This is a genomic window from Gemmatimonadaceae bacterium, assembly GCA_035633115.1.
Classification (GTDB): domain Bacteria; phylum Gemmatimonadota; class Gemmatimonadetes; order Gemmatimonadales; family Gemmatimonadaceae; genus UBA4720.
The window spans coordinates 1-2134 of sequence record DASQFN010000049.1; the positions used below are offsets into that span (position 1 = coordinate 1).

Sequence of the window (2134 nt, forward strand, 5' to 3'; positions counted from 1 at the left end):
AGGAGACTCCATGATGTAAAGATAAACTCCCTTTTAGATCCCGCCCTGTAGTGGGTAAGAACTCTTCTCCTAACCTCAGGCTTATAGTCCCTGCTTTTGGGAGAATCACCAAACTATTGGAGGAACAGTCATGGCAACAAAGAAAGGTCGTAGAAGACCGGCGGGCAGTAAGTCCACCAGTCGCGCATCGTCCGCGGGCGGCGCGGATGCCACTCGCACGTCGTCCCCCATTGATGAAATGCTGCTCGCGGCACTCGAACGCGGCGACGACAGCTTCGAGACGGGACGTTTCCTCGTCACATTCAAAGAAGGCGCAGCCGAAGAGGGATTGCAGTCGTTGGGGGCGCAGGGGATGCGCGTCGCCGATGCACGAGATTTCGAAGGCCAGGCCGCTGATCTGGAGGCGGTTGGCGACGCCGACGCCGTTGTCTTCCCGGAGATCGGCGTCGCGGTCGTCGGTGGCGCATCGGCCCAGGAACGCAGCATGAGCGCCAGCGCGGAGATTGCCGCCGACAGCCCGGTCGAATCAATTGACCCGGAGCATTTCGTTTTCGTGGCCGGCACGCCCGGCGAGTACCTGCGTAGCTTCGCACAAGAGGCCGAAGCCAACCCGAACGAGTACCTGCGTGGTTTCCTCCGGGCTGCGGAGACGATTATTAAGGATTTGCGCGAGGCCGGACAGCCACAGTTGCAGGTCGAAGAAGAAGCGGTGGCGCTCGGCGCGACGTGGGGGCTTAACGCTTGCAGGGTTCCACAGAGCACGCGTAGCGGTGCAGGCATCAAGGTGGCAGTGCTCGATACAGGCATGGACTTGGGGCATCCGGACTTCACAGGCCGTCTCCCCGTCGGCCAGACGCGGAGCTTCGTAGGCCAGCCCGTACAGGACCTCCACAGCCACGGCACACACTGCATCGGCACGGCGTGCGGGCCGAGAGCACCGGCGGGCAGCACACCGCGCTACGGGATCGGCTTCCGCTCCTCCATCTTCGTCGGCAAGGTGCTGACTAACTCCGGGTCAAGCGTTGATGGAAGCGTCCTGGGCGGTATGAACTGGGCGCTTGCCAACCGTTGCGAGGTAATTTCGATGTCGCTTAGCGGGCGGCAATCGCCGGTGCCCGCCTACACAGCGGCAGGACAGAGAGCGCTGAACAACGGCCTCCTGATGATCGCCGCGGCGGGCAACGAGGCACTCCCCGCGGGCGCGCCCGCGAACTCACCGACTATCATGTCCGTGGCTTCGCTCGACTCGAACCTGCGCCCGTCGTCATTCTCCAACTTCGGCAAGATCGAGATTGCCGGGCCGGGTCGTGACGTCTTCTCGTCGGTTCCCAGACCGACCCGATATGGATTCAAAAGCGGCACGAGCATGGCGTGTCCGCACGTTGCCGGGTGCGCCGCGTTGTGGGCTGAGGCATCGCCCATTCTGCGGGGCATAGCACTGTGGAATAGGCTGCGGGCGACGGCCAGGCCGCTGCCCTTCCCGGCGTCGCGTGTCGGCGCGGGACTCGTACAAGCGCCATAAAGCCCTTGTGCGTTAGAATAGTACCCGCCGGAAGAATCTTCCGGCGGGTACGTTTATGCTGACGGAGGCATATTATGGCCGACAAGAAAAGATGGGTTGTCACCGCGTCGGATGATGGGTCGCTCAGCGCCATCAAGAAGAGACTGACCGAGTCCGGCTTCGCCGTTGATCAAGTGCTCGACGAGATCGGGTGCATCACAGGGGTCGCCAGCGACGATGTCGCCGATAAACTGCGCTCGGTCCCCGGTGTCGCCGATGTTTCGCCGGAACCGTCCGTTGACATTGGACCGCCAAACGCGCCTGTGTCCTAGTAAGCACTATCGCCTTGTGGCAAAACGAGATGGTGCCATAGTGTGTTAGCGTGTGCTCATCACAGGAGCGACCAATATCTTATCGGGCCGTGTCGCTGCATATAGCGACTCGTCACTACAGGCGACCAAGGAGCCGGTTGAAGGTGATGAGAGCAGCCCCCAGATGGAGGTGCCGCTAATCTCCGATTGCAAGGCTTCTAAAGTTATCGAGCAAGTGCCCGATTTAAGAATAGAGAGGATATGAGGGGAGTGAAGGGTGCGGATCGCTTTTGATGAATCGGGTAAAGAGCACGCGAGTCTA

2 protein-coding genes are annotated in these 2134 nt (G+C 61.0%); both read left to right on the plus strand.

Features of this window, described 5'->3' with window-relative positions:
* The first annotated feature begins 130 nt into the window (after positions 1-130).
* Complete coding sequence (locus VES88_07085; protein HYN81248.1) at positions 131-1522, plus strand: S8 family serine peptidase; 1392 nt, start codon at positions 131-133, stop codon at positions 1520-1522.
* 74 nt (positions 1523-1596) lie between these two features.
* On the plus strand, positions 1597-1833 hold the full coding sequence (locus tag VES88_07090) for a hypothetical protein (protein HYN81249.1): 237 nt from the start codon (positions 1597-1599) through the stop codon (positions 1831-1833).
* Positions 1834-2134: the final 301 nt, after the last annotated feature.